Annotated in this window: 16 protein-coding genes; 11 read left to right on the forward strand and 5 right to left on the reverse strand. The window is 68.4% G+C overall.

Going from position 1 to position 16,616, the window contains the following annotated elements; genetic code table 11:
• Positions 1 to 132 precede the first annotated feature (132 nt).
• Genes AC14A7_RS09775 through AC14A7_RS09790 form a run of 4 tightly spaced genes read left to right on the forward strand, consistent with a single transcriptional unit; the run spans position 133 to position 3,372 of the window.
• Entirely contained in the window at positions 133 to 1,008 is an 876-nt protein-coding gene (locus tag AC14A7_RS09775; RefSeq protein WP_484008511.1) for an ABC transporter ATP-binding protein, read from the forward strand.
• A complete protein-coding gene (locus tag AC14A7_RS09780) occupies positions 1,008 to 1,694 on the forward strand; it encodes an ABC transporter permease (RefSeq protein ID WP_484008512.1) in 687 nt (228 codons plus the stop codon). Before AC14A7_RS09775 ends, AC14A7_RS09780 begins: the two co-directional genes overlap by 1 nt.
• Positions 1,625 to 2,398, forward strand: coding sequence for an ABC transporter permease (locus tag AC14A7_RS09785; RefSeq protein WP_484008514.1), 774 nt, complete (start codon positions 1,625 to 1,627; stop codon positions 2,396 to 2,398). Before AC14A7_RS09780 ends, AC14A7_RS09785 begins: the two co-directional genes overlap by 70 nt.
• 44 nt (positions 2,399 to 2,442) lie before the next feature.
• Positions 2,443 to 3,372, forward strand: a complete 930-nt coding sequence (locus AC14A7_RS09790; protein ID WP_484008515.1) for an ABC transporter substrate-binding protein — start codon at positions 2,443 to 2,445, stop codon at positions 3,370 to 3,372.
• 46 nt (positions 3,373 to 3,418) lie between these two features.
• On the opposite strand, the gene AC14A7_RS09795 is transcribed toward AC14A7_RS09790, so the two are convergent.
• Entirely contained in the window at positions 3,419 to 4,102 is a 684-nt protein-coding gene (locus AC14A7_RS09795) for a DedA family protein (RefSeq protein ID WP_484008586.1), read from the reverse strand.
• A complete protein-coding gene (locus tag AC14A7_RS09800; RefSeq protein ID WP_484008516.1) occupies positions 4,102 to 4,881 on the reverse strand; it encodes an aminotransferase class IV in 780 nt (259 codons plus the stop codon). Before AC14A7_RS09800 ends, AC14A7_RS09795 begins: the two co-directional genes overlap by 1 nt.
• A gap of 17 nt (positions 4,882 to 4,898) precedes the next feature.
• On the opposite strand from AC14A7_RS09800, the gene AC14A7_RS09805 reads away from it, so the two are divergent.
• The 5 genes from AC14A7_RS09805 (at position 4,899) to holA (ending at position 12,650) form a co-directional block, all read left to right on the forward strand.
• Entirely contained in the window at positions 4,899 to 6,191 is a 1,293-nt protein-coding gene (locus tag AC14A7_RS09805; RefSeq protein WP_484008518.1) for an anthranilate synthase component I family protein, read from the forward strand.
• 94 nt (positions 6,192 to 6,285) lie between these two features.
• The gene (gene leuS, locus AC14A7_RS09810; protein WP_484008520.1) at positions 6,286 to 8,847 is read left to right on the forward strand and encodes a leucine--tRNA ligase; all 2,562 of its coding nucleotides are present in this window, start codon (positions 6,286 to 6,288) and stop codon (positions 8,845 to 8,847) included.
• 62 nt (positions 8,848 to 8,909) lie between these two features.
• Positions 8,910 to 9,476 carry a helix-hairpin-helix domain-containing protein gene (locus tag AC14A7_RS09815; protein WP_484008522.1) on the forward strand — a complete coding sequence of 189 codons (567 nt, stop codon included), beginning with the start codon at positions 8,910 to 8,912 and terminating at the stop codon, positions 9,474 to 9,476.
• Complete coding sequence (locus AC14A7_RS09820; RefSeq protein WP_484008524.1) at positions 9,473 to 11,635, forward strand: ComEC/Rec2 family competence protein; 2,163 nt, start codon at positions 9,473 to 9,475, stop codon at positions 11,633 to 11,635. The genes AC14A7_RS09815 and AC14A7_RS09820 overlap by 4 nt, the downstream gene beginning before the upstream one ends.
• Positions 11,636 to 11,645: 10 nt before the next feature.
• A complete protein-coding gene (gene holA / locus AC14A7_RS09825; RefSeq protein ID WP_484008526.1) occupies positions 11,646 to 12,650 on the forward strand; it encodes a DNA polymerase III subunit delta in 1,005 nt (334 codons plus the stop codon).
• 99 nt (positions 12,651 to 12,749) lie between these two features.
• On the opposite strand, the gene rpsT is transcribed toward holA, so the two are convergent.
• Entirely contained in the window at positions 12,750 to 13,010 is a 261-nt protein-coding gene (rpsT, locus tag AC14A7_RS09830; RefSeq protein WP_484008528.1) for a 30S ribosomal protein S20, read from the reverse strand.
• Positions 13,011 to 13,160: 150 nt separating this feature from the next.
• A complete protein-coding gene (locus tag AC14A7_RS09835) occupies positions 13,161 to 13,874 on the reverse strand; it encodes an alpha/beta fold hydrolase (RefSeq protein WP_484008530.1) in 714 nt (237 codons plus the stop codon).
• A gap of 25 nt (positions 13,875 to 13,899) precedes the next feature.
• Between AC14A7_RS09835 and AC14A7_RS09840 the strand changes: the two genes are divergently transcribed.
• Together AC14A7_RS09840 and AC14A7_RS09845 are read left to right on the forward strand one after the other, a co-directional pair.
• Positions 13,900 to 15,039 (forward strand): pyridoxal phosphate-dependent aminotransferase, encoded by a 1,140-nt coding sequence (locus AC14A7_RS09840; protein WP_484008531.1) that lies wholly within the window; start codon positions 13,900 to 13,902, stop codon positions 15,037 to 15,039.
• A gap of 52 nt (positions 15,040 to 15,091) precedes the next feature.
• Entirely contained in the window at positions 15,092 to 15,433 is a 342-nt protein-coding gene (locus AC14A7_RS09845) for a DUF4190 domain-containing protein (RefSeq protein ID WP_484008533.1), read from the forward strand.
• Between the two features lie 56 nt (positions 15,434 to 15,489).
• Here AC14A7_RS09845 and AC14A7_RS09850 read toward each other — a convergent pair whose 3' ends face one another.
• Positions 15,490 to 16,524 (reverse strand): hypothetical protein, encoded by a 1,035-nt coding sequence (locus tag AC14A7_RS09850; RefSeq protein ID WP_484008534.1) that lies wholly within the window; start codon positions 16,522 to 16,524, stop codon positions 15,490 to 15,492.
• Between the last annotated feature and the right edge of the window lie 92 nt (positions 16,525 to 16,616).

Raw genomic sequence — 16,616 nt, forward strand, 5'->3', positions numbered from 1 at the left:
CGTGCCTCCCAATGTCGGGGGCTTTTGGTGAGATTTGCCTCAATCCGGAATGTCGTTCGCTGCGAATGATGTTTAGGTCAATATGTCGCGCGTCGCGCGAGCGTCGAACCCCGGAGCCAGGAAGAGAACCTCATGTCGATCGAGTTTCGCTCTGTCTCTAAGCGCTTCACCGACGATGCCCTGGCGGTCGACGACTTCTCGCTGCTCATCCCGTCGCGTAAGACAACGGTGCTCGTCGGCTCCTCCGGCTCCGGCAAGACCACGCTGCTGCGCATGATCAACCGCATGGTCGACCCGTCGAGCGGCTCTGTGCTCATCGACGACGAGGACATCGCGACGGTGGAGCCGGTGGCCCTTCGCCGCCGGATCGGCTACGTCATGCAGAACTCCGGGCTCCTCCCGCACCGCCGGGTCATCGACAACATCGCCACCGTTCCCCGGCTCACCGGCGTGCCGAAAGCGCAGGCACACGAGAGGGCGCTTGAGCTCATGAACACGGTCGGGCTCGACCCCTCGCTCGCGCAGCGGTACCCGTCCCAGCTGTCGGGCGGGCAGCAGCAGCGGGTCGGGGTGGCACGCGGACTCGCGGTCGACCCCAACATCCTGCTCATGGACGAGCCCTTCGGCGCCGTCGACCCGATCGTGCGAGCCGACCTGCAGCAGGAGCTGCTTCGACTGCAGCGCGAGCTCGACAAGACCGTCGTCTTCGTCACCCACGACATCGACGAGGCGTTCCTGCTCGGCGACCAGGTCGTCATCCTCGAGAAGGGCGCGAAGATCGCGCAGGTGGGCCACCCGCGCGACATCCTCGCCAACCCTGCCAGCGACTTCGTCGCCGATTTCATCGGTGCCCAGCGCGGCAAGCGACGTCTCACCGCCTCGAGGGCGTCGGGAGACGACGTGCTGCTCGTCGACGGAACCGGATACGCCGCCGGCGTCATCAGCGCGCCCGGCGGCAAGCTCGCCTACAGCATCTCCGACAAGACCGACCAGGCGGGCGACGCCTGATGACCTGGCTATGGGAGAACCTGGATCTGGTTCTCGGTCTCGCGGCTGATCACGCGAGGCTGAGCGTCATCCCGATCCTCGTATCGCTCATAGCCGCTGTTCCACTCGGGTGGCTCGCAACATTGCACCCCGCGATCCGCTCGGTCATCCTCTTCGTGTCCGGTGCCGCGTTCACCATCCCGTCGCTCGCGCTGTTCATCGTGCTGCCCGCGGTGCTCGGCACCCGCATCCTCGACGAGGCCAACGTCGTCGTTGCACTCAGCATCTACGGCGTCGCCGTCATGGCGAGAGGGGCAGCGGATGCCTTCGCCTCGGTTCCGGCAGACGTCGTCAACTCCTCGACGGCAGTCGGCTACTCGCGCGCCGGCCGCTTCTGGACGGTCGAGCTGCCTCTCGCCGGCCCCGTCATCCTCGCGAGCCTTCGGGTCGTCGCGGTGAGCACGATCAGCCTGCTCACCGTCGGATCGCTCATCGGCGTGCAGAGCCTCGGCTACCTGTTTCTCAACGGATACCAGCGAACCTTCCCCACCGAAGTCGTGATCGGCATCGTCGCGGTCATGGTGCTTGCCGTGGTCTTCGACCAGCTGCTCGTGCTCGTCGGTCGCATCCTGCTGCCGTGGACAAGGGTTCAGTCGACGGCGGAGCGCCGTCGGCTCGCGCGGGTGGCAGCAGAGGTGACCCAGTGAACCTCTTCGCCGACGCCATCGCGTTCCTGTTCGACCCGGCCAACCTCGGCGGTGACACCGGCATCCTTCGCCGACTCGGCGACCACCTGTTCTACTCCGGCCTGAGCATTCTTGCCGCGCTCATCGTCGGGCTGCCGCTTGGCCTGCTCGTCGGCCACACCGGCACGGGCCGCAACGTCGTCATCGCGATCAGCGGGGCGGCGAGGGCGCTGCCGACCCTCGGCCTGCTGCTCTTCATCGTTCTCTTCACCGGTCTCGGCCTGTGGCCGCTCGTCTTCGTGCTTGCGCTGCTCGCGGTGCCGCCGCTGCTCGCCGGTGCATACTCCGGGCTCGAGTCGGTGAGCCGTCAGGCCATCGACGCCGCTCGGGCCATCGGCATGACGGAGTGGCAGATCCTGTGGCGGGTCGAGGTGCCGCTCGGTCTTCCGCTCATCATCGGGGGCATCCGGTCGGCGACCCTTCAGGTGATCGCGACGGCCACCATCGCTGCCTATGTCGGGCTCACGGGCCTCGGCCGGTTCCTCATCGAGGGGCTCGCCTACCGCGACTACACCCGCGCTCTCGCCGGTGCGATCCTCGTCGCGACGCTCGCGCTGTCGGTGGATGCCATCCTCGCGCTCACCCAGAAGCTCGTCACGCCGCGCGGTGTCACAGGCCCGACGAGATCGCACCGTGCACCGGCCATTCGCGTTGGTGCCAACTGACCCCACCCTCCCCAAGAGATCCCACCCCCATGAAAGGAAACAGCATGTTCTCCACCACCAAGAAGCGCGCCGTCCTCGGAACGGTTGCCATCGGCCTCACGGTCGCCCTCGCGGGCTGCGCCCAGTCGAACCCCCTCGACACCGGCGACGTCACAGACGACAACTCGATCACGATCGGCTCACAGGGTTTTCCTGAGAGCGAGATCCTCGCGCAGATCTACGGGCAGGTGCTCGCGGATGCCGGATACACCGTCGACTACAACCTCTCGATCGGTGCGCGCGAGGTCTTCATTCCCGCCCTCGCCGATGGCTCCATCGACCTGATCCCCGACTACGCGGGCAACCTGCTCTACGGTGCAGACCCCGAGGCAACGGCAACGTCGACGGAGGATGTCGTAGCCGCGCTGCCCGCTGCGCTCAAGCCGCTCGGGCTCGAGGTGCTCGACGCGGCATCGGCAGAGGACGCCGACGCTCTCGTTGTGACCCCCCAGTTCTCTGCGGCCAACAACGTCACCTCGATCGGCGACCTCGCCGCCCTCAATGGCGCCTTCACCCTCGGTGCCAACACCGAGTTCGAGGGCCGCAGCTACGGCCGCTCTGGGCTCGAGTCGGTCTACGGCGTGACCGGGTTCACGTTCAAGGCGATCGATGACTTCGGCGGGGCTGGCACGCTCAAGGACCTGCTCGACAACGTCATCCAGGTGGCTGACATCTACACCACGACGCCGTCCATCAAGCAGAACGACCTCGTCGTTCTCGACGACCCAGAGAACCTCATCGCGGCGCAGAACGTCATCCCGCTGCTCGACGCCGACATCAACAGCGACGAGCTCGCCGACCTGCTCAACGCGGTATCGGCGAAGCTCACGACCGAGGGTCTGCTCGAGCTCAATGAGATCTACGGCGGCGACGACAAGCCGTCTGCAGAGAAGGTCGCGACCGACTGGCTCACCGAGAACGGCTTCCTAAAGTAGCCTGCCTCACTCAGCGGCGCGGTCTCCTTCGGGGGCCGCGCCGCTGTCATTCCCCGGGGAGCTCGTCGATCGTGTTGGCGTCGCCGTCGCCGGGAGACTCCATGTGCCGCACCTGCGACCGCTCGAGCAGCCGCTTGCCGATGACCACGAGGGCAATGAACACCCCGATGATGCCGACGAAGACGTACCCGGCGGTGTGCAGGCTGGTCGAGAGCTCGCGGTAGCTGCCGGCCGCGGCTGAGCCGACCGTCACGTAGGCGAAGGCCCACAGCACGCAGGCCGGGGCGGTCCAGGCGATGAACCGGCGGTATCGCATAGTGCTCATGCCGACGGTCACGGGAACGAGGGAGTGCAGTACGGGAAGGAAGCGCGAGAGGAAGACGGCGATGCCGCCCCGGCGGTCGAGGTAGTTCTCTGCCCGCACCCAGTGCCCCTCGCCGATGCGGCGGCCGAGCCGCGACGCACGAATTCTCGGCCCGAAGTAGCGGCCGAGCGCGAAGCCGATGCTCTCGCCGCACAGTGCGCCGACGATGACGGTGACGACGAGCCCGATGTACTGCACCCCGCCCTCGACACCGGTGCTGGCCACGAGCACGATCGTGTCGCCGGGAATGATGAGCCCGACGAGCACACTCGTCTCGAGCAGAATGCCGAGGCCAGCCAGCAGCGTGCGCAGCACCGGGTCGACGGACTGCACCGTCGACAGGATCGCATCGAGGATGTCGTTGATCACGTCGCCCCCGCAATCGGCCGTCGAAGGGCGCCGAGCCGCAACCGCCACTGCGCCAGGCGGCCCGGAAGCTCCGCCGTGCCGGGCCCGTCGATCCAGTGGGTGACGATGCGTGGGCCCTGCAGCGCGTTGAGCGCCCAGAGCTCTGTGCCGTCGAGCTCTGCGGGGGTGACGGCCTCGTCCAGCGTCTCGACGCCGAGGGCTGTCGCGAGGCCGATGAGCGAGCGCGCTGTCACGCTCGGCACGCGGTCGAACTCGGCCGGCGGGTAGCACAGGATCGCACCCCGCCACCAGACCAGCGCGCTGTAGGAGCCCTCGACGACGAATCCGTCGGGGGAGAGGATGACGGCCTCGTCTGCGCCGTCCTGCTGCGCCTGTGCCCGCAGGCGTCGCATCGCGACGAGGTCGGGGCCCTTCACCGTCGGAGTCGTGCGCAGGTCGGGTCCGTGGTGGGTGGCAAGCGTCAGGGAGAGGGTGCGTTCCGGTGCGCTGCGAAGGCGCAGCAGCATCCGGCCGTTCGAGTGCAGCTCGACCCGGGGAAACCAGTCGCCATCGGCGGGGACGGCCGCGAGAGCCGCATCCCAGAACGCCTCCGCGCCCGGTGCGTGCTCGAGAAACCTCGACCGGTGCAGGTCGATGGCGAGCGTGCGGCCATTGTCGACGAGCCAGGAGTCGGCAGCGACGATCGTCGACTCGGTGAGGTCGCAGTAGTCGAGCAGCTCGAGTGACGTGCCACTCCACCGGTAGACGTCGGCGATAACGGGGGCTGGCGAACTCATAGGCTAAGGCTATGCGAGTGCTGCGACGATCCGTCGGGTTCCCTCTGACGGCGGAGCAGGCCTACTCCGCGCTCTACCGCGACCGCACCAACACGGTCTGGCTCGACAGTGGTGACTCTGCGACGTCAGGCTTGAGCTTCGTCGGCGAGGCGACCATCGCCGTGTACGGCGACCCGTTCGCGCGCGTGCGATCGATGGATACCGTGGCTGAGCCCAGCGCCCCGCTCGGTTGGATCGGCTGGCTCGGCTACGAGCTGCGGGCGCAGACGCTCGGCACAGAGCCTGGTCATGCGTCGCGGTATCCCGATGCAGGGCTTCTCTGGGTCGACCGCGGCATCCTGTTCGACCACGCCACCGGCACTGCCGAGATCATCGTGATCGCCGACCGCTGGACCTCGCCGCTGCGCCGCTGGTTCCACGCCACCATGCGCACACTTACTCGCGATGCCGAGACTGTGTTCCCGCACGAACCGCAGGCGGCTGCGGTGCGGTGGCGATACGACGACGAGCAGTACCTCGCCATGGTGAAGGCCTGCCAGGCGGCCATCGTCGAGGGGGAGGCCTACCAACTGTGCCTCACGACCGAGGCGGAGGTCGCGGTCACCCCGGATGCCCTTGCGACCTACCTCGCCCTGCGCCGGTCGAGCCCGACGCATCACGGCGCTCTTCTGCGCATCGGTGAGGTGAGCCTGCTCAGCGCGTCGCCAGAGAGCTTCCTCAGCGTCTCGATGGATGGCCTGATCGAGTCCAAGCCGATCAAGGGCACGAGGCCCCGCGGCGCGAACCGCGACTCCGATGCTGCCCTTCGGGTGCAGCTGCTTGCGAGCGACAAGGAGCGCGCAGAGAACCTCATGATCGTCGACCTGATGCGCAACGACATCGGCCGCGTGAGTGAGGTCGGCACGGTGTCGGTGCCGAGCCTGCTCGCGGTCGAGAGCTACCCGCACGTGCACCAGCTGGTCAGCACCGTGCGCGGCCAGCTGCGCGCCGACCTCGTTGCGGTGGATGCCGTGGAGGCCTGCTTCCCAGCCGGTTCGATGACGGGCGCGCCCAAGCTGCGCGCCACGCAGCTGCTCGAGCAGATCGAGGGTCGAGCCCGCGGCATCTACTCCGGCGCCTTCGGCTACTTCGCCGCCGACGGCAGCGTCGACCTCGCCATGGTTATCCGCTCGATCGTGCTGGATGCCGCCGGCGCCACCATAGGAACCGGCGGCGGCATCACCGCCCTCTCCATCGCGCAGGAGGAGCTCGCGGAGGCGAAGCTCAAGGCGCAGGCGCTGCTGGCGGTGCTGGTTGCGGGCGATGCCTGACGCGACCGCATCCACGCACTGCGTTCGCTACCCTAGATAGTCGGACTTCGGCTCCGACCGGCTCGACCCCCCAAGCCACAGGATTGAGATTGTCATGCAGCACGACCCCCGCGACGACGCCCCCGCCTTCGATCCGAAGGCGCTCGAGGCGAAGTGGCTTCCGATCTGGGATCAGCTGGCGCCCTTCCGCTCTGGCGACCCCGACGACAAGCGGCCGCGCAAGTACGTGCTCGACATGTTCTCCTACCCCTCGGGCGACCTGCACATGGGCCACGGCGAGGCCTACGCGCTCGCCGATGTCGTTGCGCGCTACTGGCGCCTGCAAGGCTTCAACGTGCTGCACCCGGTCGGCTGGGACTCGTTCGGCCTCCCGGCAGAGAACGCGGCGATCAAGCGCGGCGTCGACCCGGTTGAGTGGACCTACGGCAACATCGCGGAGCAGAAGGCGTCGATGCGCCGTTACGCGACATCCGTCGACTGGGAGCGCGAGCTCGCCACGAGCGACCCCGAGTACTACAAGTGGAACCAGTGGCTGTTCCTCAAGCTCCACGAGAAGGGCCTCGCCTACCGCAAGGAGAGCTGGGTCAACTGGGATCCGATCGACCAGACCGTGCTCGCCAACGAGCAGGTTCTCGCCGACGGAACCTCTGACCGCTCCGGTGCCGTCGTCGTCAAGAAGAAGCTGACGCAGTGGTACTTCAAGATCACCGACTACGCCGACCGCCTGCTCGACGACCTCAACCAGCTCGAGGGCTCATGGCCGAGCAAGGTGCTCGCCATGCAGCGCAACTGGATCGGGCGCTCTATCGGCGCCGACGTCGACTTCGAGATCGAGGGAAGGGATGAGAAGGTCACGGTCTTCACCACCCGCCCCGACACCCTCTATGGCGTGACCTTCATGGTCGTCGCCCCCGACTCCGAGCTCGCGGCAGAGCTCGCGGCGGGCTCGACGCCCGAGGTGCAGCAGGCGTTCGCGGAGTACCTCGCGCAGGCGCAGAAGAGCACGGAGATCGAACGGCAGGATGCGACGCGCGAGAAGACCGGCATTCCGCTGCGCCGCTTCGCCATCAATCCCGTCACCAAGGAGCGCATCCCGATCTGGACGGCGGACTACGTGCTCGCCGACTACGGCCACGGTGCCGTCATGGCGGTGCCGGCGCACGACCAGCGCGACCTCGACTTCGCGCGAAAGTACGACCTGCCGGTTGTGGTCGTCGTCGACACGAACGCGCCGGTGACGGCATCCATTCCGGTGCTGGAGCTCGATGAGCACGGCCAGGCGATCCTGCCAGACGACCTGCCCGCCCTCGACCCTGGCACGACCGGTGAGGCGCTGCACGGCGACGGCCGCATGATCAACTCCGGCCCGCTCGACGGGCTCAGCAAGAGCAACGCGATCCGCAAGATCATCGAACAGCTCGAGGAGGCCGGCGTCGGCCGCGCCGCGAAGACCTACCGGCTGCGCGACTGGCTGATCAGCCGGCAGCGCTTCTGGGGCACCCCGATCCCGATGATCCACGGCGCCGATGGCGAGCTCATTCCTGTGCCGGAGGACCAGCTGCCCGTGCTGCTGCCATCCACCGATGGCCTCGACCTGCAGCCGAAGGGCAAGTCCCCGCTGGCCGCGGCGACCGACTGGGTGACCGTTCCAGACCCGCGCGACGGCAGCGCAGCACTGCGCGACCCCGACACGATGGACACCTTCGTCGACAGCTCGTGGTACTTCCTTCGGTTCCTCGCGCCGCACGACGACACCAAGGCGTTCGACCCCGCGATGGCAGAGAAGTGGGCGCCGGTCGACCAGTACGTCGGCGGCGTTGAGCACGCCATCCTTCACCTGCTCTACGCGCGCTTCATCACCAAGGTGCTGTTCGACCTCGGCTACGTGAGCTTCACAGAGCCGTTCAGCGCGCTGCTCAACCAGGGCATGGTGCTCTCTGGCGGCTCGAAGATGTCGAAGTCGAAGGGCGGCGTCAACCTCGGCGACGTCATCGACGAGTTCGGTGTCGACGCGATCCGTCTCACCATGGTCTTCGCCGGCCCGCCGGAGGACGACATCAACTGGGAGGACGTCTCCCCAGCCGGCTCGGTCAAGTTCCTCGCCAGGGCGCTGCGCCTCGCCGGTGACGTGACGTCGTCGCCCGACATCGAGTGGAAGACCGGGGATTCCGCCCTGCGCAAGCAGACCCACCGCTTCCTCAACGACGCCCCCGGCCTCGTCGAGTCGTTCAAGTTCAACGTCGTCGTCGCCCGGCTGATGGAGCTCGTCAACGCGACCCGCAAGACCATCGACTCCGGCGCCGGCGGTGGTGACGCCGCGGTGCGCGAGGCGACGGAGGCGATCGCGATCGCGCTCTCGATGTTCTCGCCATACACGGCAGAGGAGATGTGGGAGCAGCTCGGCCACGAGCCGACCGTCGCCCTCGCCAGCTGGCGCAAGCCCGACCCGCACCTGCTGATCGAGGAGTCGGTCATGGCGATCGTGCAGGTCGACGGCAAGATGCGCGACAAGTTCGAGGTGAGCCCGAAGATCACGCCAGAGGAGCTAGAGAAGCTCGCCCGCGCCTCGGCCGCCGTCGTGCGCACGCTCGGCGACACCCCGATCACCAACGTCATCGTGCGAGCCCCACGGCTCGTCAACATCGCAACGAAGTAGTCGTTTCACACCACGTCGCTGAGGCCCGGATGCCAGCGCGGGCTGGCATCTAGCCTCGGCAGGTGACGACAGGCTCCCGCTTCCGTATCGGGCCAGGAGCCGTCGTCGTGCTGCTGCTCGCCGCCCTCGCGGTCGCGGTGCTGGTCAGCGCGCTGGCCAACCGGCCCGGCGCGACGACGGTGCAGCCGCTCGCGAGTGCGGCTCCCGTGACGACCGGAATCTTCGTGCACGTGCTCGGGGCGGTTGGCGAGCCCGGGCTCTACCAGCTGCGCGAGGGCGACCGGGTGGTGGATGCGATCGCCTCGGCGGGTGGCTATGCCGACGGCGCAGACGAGGCGCAGCTCAATCTCGCCCGGGTGCTCTCCGACGGCGAGCAGCTCTACGTGCCGCTGGTCGGCGAGCTGCCGGCCCTCGACGCTGCCGGCGCTGTCGTCGGCGGCAAGGTCAACCTCAACACCGCAGACCAATCGGCTCTCGAGACACTGCCGCGCGTCGGCCCCGCTCTCGCGCAGCGCATCATCGCCTGGCGAGAGCAGAACGGCCGCTTCGCCGCGGTCGACGACCTCCTCGGCGTCACCGGCATCGGCGAGAAGACGTTCGAGGGCCTTCGCGAACTCGTGACCGTGTGACCTCCGGCGTCGACCTGCGGCTTGCCGTGCCCGCTGCCATCGGGTGGATCGCCGCTGGCGTTCTCGTCGGCATCCTCGAAGCGACACCGTGGGTGGCAGTCACGCTGTGGGCGGGGGCCGTGGTCGTTCTCGCGGTGCGGTGGCCGGGCATCATCGCGCTCTGCTGCATCGTCGCCGCGCTGCTCTGCACTGTGATCGCCGTGCGAGTCGACTCGCGGTCCCCGATCGAGCCGGGGCAGCTCACGCAGGTGCCGCTCGTCGTCACGGGTTCTGCGCAGGGCACGATCGCCGGGGCTCCCGTCCACGTGTTCGGAGACCTCGATGCTCCCATCGGCTCGACCGTGCTCGTCTCCGGTCGCGCTGCGGCCACGCCGCCGGGCGAGCACACGGCTTACCTCGTCTTCGCCACACGCATCGAGCCGCACGAGCCATCCCCCTTGGTGCTCGACTGGGCGAACGGCCTTCGCTCCACCTTCATGGATGCCGCATCGGCCCTGCCCGGCGACGGCGCCGCCCTGCTGCCGGGCCTCGCCATCGGCGACACGCGTGCGGTCGGTGACGAGCTCGACGCCGCCATGAAGGCGAGCTCGCTCAGCCACCTGACGGCCGTGTCGGGCTCGAACTGCGCGATCGTCGTCGGCCTCATTGTGCTGCTCGGCCGAAGTCTCGGTCTGTCGCGCACCGCGCGGGTGGTCGCCGCCCTCGTCGTGCTCGCCGCCTTCGTCGTTCTCGTCACGCCAGAGCCGAGCGTGGTGCGTGCCGCCGTGATGGCCACGATCGTGCTGCTCGCCCTCGCGAGCGGGCGGCCGGTGCGGGGCGTTCCCGTGCTCGCCCTCGCCGTCATCGTGCTCCTGATCGGCGATCCGTGGCTCGCCCGAGACTTCGGGTTCGTCCTCTCCGTGCTCGCCACCGGCGGCCTGCTGCTGCTCGCCGCGCCGATCGCGCGGCTGCTGGAGCGGTGGATGCCCCTGCCGCTGGCAACGGTGATCGCGGTTCCGCTGGCCGCGCAGGTGTGCTGCCAGCCCGTGCTCATCCTGCTCGAGCCCTCCCTCCCCACCTACGGCGTCGTGGCCAACGTGCTGGCCGAGCCCGCGGCCCCCGCCGCCACGATCATCGGGCTCCTCGCGTGCATCGTTCTGCCGATCGTTCCGTGGCTCGGGCAGGTGCTCGCAGCGATCGCCTGGCTTCCTGCGAGCTGGATCGCCGCTGTCGCGACGTTCTTCGCCTCGCTGCCGTTCGGCAGCATCCCGTGGCCTGGCGGTGCGGTCGGCGTCATCCTGCTGGGGGTGGTCACGGTGCTCGGCATCCTCGGGCTGCGGTTCCGGTCGGCCCGCGTCGTGGCGGCCGTTGTGCTCGTCGTGCTGCTCGGCATCGCCGGCGGCACCCGGTTCGGCGTGCTCGTCGACCGGCCGGCCGACTGGCAGTTCGCCATGTGCGATGTCGGCCAGGGGGACGCGACGCTTGTGCGCAGCGCCGACCAGCTCGCCCTCATCGACACGGGCCCAGACCCGGATCTGCTCGCCGCGTGCCTCGGCGACCTCGGCATCGGCCACCTCGACCTGCTCGTGCTCACCCACTTCGACGCCGACCACGCCGGGGGAGTGCCTGCCGTGCTCGGCCTCGCCGACGAGGTGCTCATCGGGCCGACGGGCGGCCCGGTGCACGAGCGCATCGTGAGCTCGCTCGTGTCGAGCGGGGCGCACGTGACCGTGGCTGAGCGCGGACTGCACGGGGTGCTCGGCCAGCTGCGCTGGGAGGTGCTCTGGCCCAAGCCCGCGGCCCTCGCCGGCAACGACGCTGGCATTGTGATGACCTTCCTTCCCGGCACGGAGTGCGCGTGCCTATCGGCCATCGCCCTCGCCGACCTCGGGGAGGAGGCGCAGTCGCGGGTCGTCGCCGGCGGGGTGCCAGCCGTCGACCTCGTGAAGGTCGCGCATCACGGCTCCGCCGACCAGGCGCCGCGCATCTATGAGGCGGCAAGGGCATCCGTCGGCCTCATCGGCGTCGGGGCCGACAACACCTACGGGCACCCGACCGACTCCCTGCTGGCGACACTGGCGGGCACGGGCACGACCGTGTTCCGCACCGACCTCGACGGGCTCATCCTCGTATCTCCCGGGCCGACGGTGTGGACCTCCCGCGTCGCAGCCCCCGGGTAGGCTGGCGGGCGTGGCAGGCAAGGCGACGGTATCCATTCCCCAGGTGTCGTGGGATCGCGTGCGTCCAGCACCCGTCGTGCTCGTCAGCGGGCCGGAGGGCGTGCTCGCCGACCGGGCGATCCGCATCCTTCGCGACACACTGCGCCTCGAAGACCCGAGCATCGAGGTCAACGACATCGAGGCAGACCAGTACGCGCCGGGGGAGCTGCTGACCCTCGCGAGCCCCAGCCTGTTCAACGAGCCGCGCCTCATCCGCATCAGCAACGTCGAGAAGTGCACCGACGCGTTCATCACCGAGGCCATCTCCTACTTCGAGAACCCAGCCGACGACACCTACGTCGTGCTGCGGCACTCCAGCGGCGTGCGGGGCAAGAAGCTGCTCGACGCTCTGCGCTCCGGTCTCGGCGGCGGCATCGAGGTCGTCTGTGCAGAGCTCAAGAAGGACACCGAGAAGCAGGACTTCGCCGCGGCCGAGTTCGCGACGGCCAAGCGCCGCATCAGCGGGGGAGCCCTACGCATGCTCGTGAGCGCCTTCTCCGACGACCTGGCTGAGCTCGCCGCCGCCTGCCAGCAGCTGCTCGCCGACGCGAGCGACGAGATCACCGAGGTCACGATCGAGAAGTACTACGGCGGTCGGGTCGAGACGAACGCATTCGCCGTCGCGGATGCCGCGATCGCCGGCAAGCACGGCGACGCCCTTATCCTGCTGCGGCATGCACTCGCCTCGGGAGCCGACCCCGTGCCCATGCTCGCCGCCTTCGCCATGAAGGTGCGCACGATGGCCAAGGTCGCCGGAACCACCGCGCCATCCGGCCAGCTCGCCCAGAAGCTCGGCCTCGCGCCGTGGCAGGTCGACCGCGCCCGCCGCGACGTGCGGGGCTGGAGCGATGCGGGGCTGGCGACAGCGATCGAGTTGCTCGCCGAGACGGATGCCCAGATCAAGGGCGGCGGCCGCGACCCCGTGTATGCCCTCGAGCGCATGGTCGGCGTCATCGCGCGCCGCGGCGACGCGTAACTCGCCACAAGAGGCCTGCGCCGGAGAGCTGGAGCTGCGCCCTGCCCCAACGACGAAGGCCCCCCGCGAACGGAGGGCCTTCGTGAAGAGAGAGAACGCTTAGAGCGCTGCAACCTGCTTGGCGATAGCCGACTTCTTGTTGGCAGCCTGGTTCTGGTGGATGACACCCTTGCTGGCAGCCTTGTCGAGCTTCTTCGAGGCGACGACGAGAGCGGCAGCTGCCGCAGCCTTGTCACCGGTCGCGATGGCGGTGCGCGTTGCGCGAACCGCGGTCTTGACCTCGCTCTTGACAGCCTTGTTGCGCTCCTGCGACTTCTTGTTGGTGAGAATTCGCTTCATCTGCGACTTGATGTTTGCCACGTGTGTGTACCTTTTTCGATCTGAATGGATGTGTGTGCGGCCGTGCCGGTTAGAGGTGTGTGGGGGCAACCGGCCGCTCTATCGCGAACATCCGCAAGATGTGCGCGCAAGCCAACAGGCAACGATACCGTAGCGCGGCCCTGTGGGCAATTACCCGATGCCAGCGGCACCCATCGTGTCGAGCAGGATCGCGTTGAAGCGAGCTGGCTGCGTCAGGCTCACCAGGTGGGTCGCGCCAGGCACGTGCTCGAGTCGACCGTCGCGAGCGGCCAGCAGGTACCGACGTTCCTGCAGCCGAAAGTGGTCGAGGCTGCCGTTGACGAAGGTGACGCGCTGCGGGATGCGGGCCAGCGATGCGCGAACGTCGACCGGTCGCAGCTGGCGCAGCACGTCATCCATGACCTCCAGGGCAACGCCGCCTGCGAGCACGTCGTCGACGAGACGCCGGTCGCGCACGAACAGCCGCAGCAGCGTGTTGTTGAGCAGGAGGCCGCGGTCGGGAAAGCGGTGGGTGACGGCGGCGAGCCCCCGCCACCCCCACAGGATGAGGCGGTGCGGCTGGGTGCCGCAGCTCGCGGCGAGCAGCGCGGCGATCGGCTGTCGCGCGAGCCCTGCGTAGTGGATCGAGAGGTAGCCGCCGAGCGAGAACCCGACGAGCAGCACGGGCTCGGGAGCAGCGCGCACCGCCTCGTCGATCGTGCGCACGGCGCCATCGAGGGTGAAGCGCTCCCGCATGCGGGTTCCGTGACCAGGGAGGTCCGGGGTGACGACGGTGACACCGCGCGACTCGAGCAGCTCGCGCTGGGCGCGCCACATCGTCGACGACGTGCGAAGGCCGTGCACGAGCACCACGGATCCGGCCATGAGACCACCGTATTAGCCTGAGGTCATGCCGCACCTCGCCCCGCACATCGAGTCCGTTCCCGGGTCGGGAATCCGCCGCATCTTCGAGGTCGCGGTGCACCTCGACGACGTCGTCATGCTGGCGATCGGCGAGCCGGATCGCGACGTCGCCCCCCACATCGCCGAGGCGGCAAAGCACGCGTGGGATGCGGGGCACACCCACTACGGCCCCAACGCCGGCATCCCAGAGCTGCGGGCCGCAATCGCAGCCAAACTCGAGCGCGACAACGACCTCCGCGTCGACGTCGAGCGGGTCTGGGTCACCGTCGGAGCCACCCAGGCCCTCCACCAGGCCATGGCGCTCACGCTCGCCGCCGGCGACGAGGTGCTCGTGCCAGACCCCGGGTACACGACCTTCACGATGAACGCGCGCATGCTCGACGCGGTCGCCGTGCCATACCAGCTGCTGCCGCAGCACGGGTTCCTGCCCGATCTCGCCCAGCTCGAGTCTCTCGTGACGCCGCGCACCCGCGTTCTCATCGTCAACTCCCCGTCGAACCCGCTCGGCGTGGTCTTCGACCGGCAGACCCTGCAGCAGCTGCTCGCCTTCGCCGAGCGGCACGACCTGTGGGTGATCAGCGATGAGGTCTACGAGGCGTTCACCTATGGTGCAGAGCACGTGAGCCCCGCGTCCCTGCCCGGCGGGGATCGGGTCTGGAGTGCGTTCTCGCTCTCGAAGACCTACGCGATGACGGGGGTGCGGGTCGGCTATCTCGTGACGCCGCCCGGCTACGCAGACGTCATGCGCACGGTGCAGGAGGCGAGCATCAGCTGCGTTGCCGGTCCAGACCAGGCGGCAGCGGTTGCCGCGATCACGGGCAGCCAGCAGGGCGTCACGGATGCGGCGCGGCACTATCGCGACAACTTCGAGACCGCTGCGGCGCTGCTCACCGCCCGCGGCATCCCGTTCTATGCCTCGCAGGGCTCGTTCTACGTGTGGATCGACCTCAGCCACGCGACCGGTGGGGACGTCGCCTCCTGGGCCATGGACTTCCTCCTCGAGCAGAGGGTCGCCGTTGCCCCCGGCAGCGCCTTCGGCCGGTCAGGCGAGGGCTGGATCCGCGTCTGCCTCGCGGCGACCCCGGCGGATCTCACTACCGGACTGGGGCGGCTGCCCGCTGCGTGAATCGGGGGTTACCCCGATGGCCTGGGATGCTGGCGTTTTCTAGCCTTGGAGCATGACAACCACAGAAGCCACCCCCACCATCTCCACCCCCGCGGTCTCCGCCCCCACAGGCTCCGCGACGCCAGCGGTTGCTGTCCCGCCCCGCACCCTCAGCATCGTCGGATTCGTGCTCGGGCTCATCTCGCTCGTCACCGGCCAGGCGGTCGTGCTGCCGGTCGCCGCAATCGTGCTCGGCATTCTCGGCTACCGCCAGGAGCCGGCTGGCCGCACCTTCGCCGTCTTCGCCATCGTGCTCGGCGGCCTCGCCCTGTTCGGCTGGATGATCGTCGGCGCCCTCGGCCTCGCCTTCGCCCTTCCGTTCCTCGCCTTCGGCGACTGGAGCTGGGCCCTCTAACTGCTCAACGACGAAACGCGGCCCGGGTTCTCCGAGCCGCGTTTCGTGTGTGATGCCTAGGCGAGACGGCGTCGCCGTGCAACGACGGCCAGCGCGGCGCCGGCGAGGAGCACGGCTGCTGCCACGGCTATCGTCGCGATGGAGTCGGTTCCAGAGGCGGCGAGCGCCGCCGGAGCGGCCTGCGCGACGACGTCGAACTCGAAGAGCTGAAGGAGGCCGGAGGTGAACTGGGTGGAGAAGTTGACCGAGTAGGTGCCGACATCCATCGTGGTCACCGGTGCGATCCAGGTGTAGGTGACTGCACCGTTGGCGTCGGCGACGATGTCGATCGGGTCGCTCGTCGACTCGGTGGTGTTGGGATAGACGGAGACGGTCTCACCGGGAATGAAGCCAGTCGTCGTCGCGGTGTACCCGCCGGTGCCGAAGGAGTACTGGCCGATCGAGGCGGCTGCCGTGGAGACGGGCACGGGGGTGAAGAAGAAGAGGTTACCGCCAGCGGGGAACGACGAGAGGAATACCGTTCCTCCGTCGTTGTAGAGCCCGACACTGTGAACAGAGGCGCCAGAGAACGATGCGTCGGCGAACAGCTCTGCGTCCAACGCGTCGAGAGTCGTCGGGGAAAAGGCACTGATGGCTCCGATGGTGGCTGTCGAGTACCAGATTGCCGCCGGGTCGGTGAAGGCTTCGGGTCCGGCTTGGTCTGCGAAGAAGTACTGCCCGTCGGTGAAGCCCGCGTCGGTGTACCACTGGATCTCCGCGAACAGGTCCGCGTCATTGGAGGCGTAGAAGTAGGAGCTGTTTCCGATGTTGCGAAGCGTGCTCCCTCCCGACGTCGGCACGTTGCTGTTGAAGCCGTAGAACAGGGCGACGTTGTTGTCCATTGAGAGACCGTTGAGGGTGCTCGAGAGCCCTCCCGGGCTTTCGTTTCCCCAGCCGACGTTCGCGAACGTCGCGCTGAGGGTGATGTCGCCAGCCTCCACGAAGGTCACGCCCGCGGGTGGGGCTGCGACCGCGGGGGTGGCCAGGGCAAACGCGGATGCTGCGACAAGGGCGGCCGCAGCGGTCGACGCTGCGATTCGGGTGAGCTTCACGGGCGTCCGTTCGAGAATGTGAGGACTTCTACTCGGGTAAGAGTCAAGCGCAGCATATCGATCATCGACGGCAGGTCGGGGCGATTTTGAGC

The sequence above is a fragment of the Conyzicola sp. genome, assembly GCF_057073975.1.

Bases quoted from the DNA above. Each gene is read 5' to 3' on its own strand.
- AC14A7_RS09800 (WP_484008516.1), bottom strand. From the start codon at position 4,881: ATGAGTTCGCCAGCCCCCGTTATCGCCGACGTCTACCGGTGGAGTGGC.
- AC14A7_RS09790 (WP_484008515.1), top strand. From the start codon at position 2,443: ATGTTCTCCACCACCAAGAAGCGCGCCGTCCTCGGAACGGTTGCCATC.
- AC14A7_RS09840 (WP_484008531.1), top strand. From the start codon at position 13,900: ATGCCGCACCTCGCCCCGCACATCGAGTCCGTTCCCGGGTCGGGAATC.
- leuS (WP_484008520.1), top strand. From the start codon at position 6,286: ATGCAGCACGACCCCCGCGACGACGCCCCCGCCTTCGATCCGAAGGCG.
- AC14A7_RS09845 (WP_484008533.1), top strand. From the start codon at position 15,092: ATGACAACCACAGAAGCCACCCCCACCATCTCCACCCCCGCGGTCTCC.
- AC14A7_RS09835 (WP_484008530.1), bottom strand. From the start codon at position 13,874: ATGGCCGGATCCGTGGTGCTCGTGCACGGCCTTCGCACGTCGTCGACG.
- AC14A7_RS09780 (WP_484008512.1), top strand. From the start codon at position 1,008: ATGACCTGGCTATGGGAGAACCTGGATCTGGTTCTCGGTCTCGCGGCT.
- AC14A7_RS09775 (WP_484008511.1), top strand. From the start codon at position 133: ATGTCGATCGAGTTTCGCTCTGTCTCTAAGCGCTTCACCGACGATGCC.